The organism is Mycolicibacter acidiphilus (assembly GCF_018455725.1).
Lineage (GTDB): Bacteria > Actinomycetota > Actinomycetes > Mycobacteriales > Mycobacteriaceae > Mycobacterium > Mycobacterium acidiphilum.
The window spans coordinates 1-807 of sequence record NZ_JAHCLR010000132.1; the positions used below are offsets into that span (position 1 = coordinate 1).

The 807-nt window shown below is 67.0% G+C and carries 1 protein-coding gene; it reads right to left on the reverse strand.

Annotation, left to right across the window (positions count from 1 at the left end; translation table 11 throughout):
- Positions 1 to 53: 53 nt before the first annotated feature.
- Positions 54 to 807, reverse strand: a 754-nt coding sequence (locus KIH27_RS22165; protein WP_214095095.1) for a sensor domain-containing protein, incomplete at its 5' end; no start/stop codon positions are given.

Here is an 807-nt window from a genome sequence, read left to right on the forward strand (position 1 = left end):
CCTCGAACGGGTTGCCGCCGAACGGATTCTGCGGACTGGTCACATTCTCGCCCCTAGCCCGGGATCTTCGCCAGGATCGCGTTGGTGAGGGCCACGGCGTGCGGGACGTCGGCCGACAGCGTCGTCAGATAGTCATCCACGACCACATTGCCCTTAGCGGCGATCGTACGCACGCAGATTCCTGCACCCTTCGGCAGTTCCACCTCCAAGGCGGTGATGCCGTTACCGGCGTCGACGGGCTTGCCCACCGACTCCACCAACCGGCCGACCGTCGGATAGTTGACCGTGATGGTCGACTCGGCGCAGCGCTGCCATGCCGCCTTCAGCAGTCTCACCTGTGCCTGCGCGGCCGCGGCGTCGGGAAACGCAACCACGTTGGGATTGACGAACACCGGTTGCATCGGGTCCGAGGGCCCGTTGAACACCTGGCCGTAGGATCCGGTGACCACGTTCTGGTCGTACGTCTCGGGGATCGCGGCACCGCTGAGCGAAGCGCAGTCTGGTGGGTCGGTCGTCGTACCGTCGGCGCTCATCACCGTGTAGATCTGGCCGGCACTCAGGCGCTGCTGGCCGGTGAGGCTTTTCAGTTCCACCAGATCGGGCAGCAGCCCGGCCAGGTCGGCGGCGGCGACGGTCGACGGCGGCGCAGGTGTGGTCGTCGTGCTCGTCACCGGAACCGGATCCGACGGCGCCGCAGACTCTTTCGGCCCCTTGCCGGTGGCCGAGCCCAGTGTCGCCCATGCGATCACACCGACCACGGCGACGGCGATGAACACGTATGACAGCGTCACCCCCACCAGAGCGCGC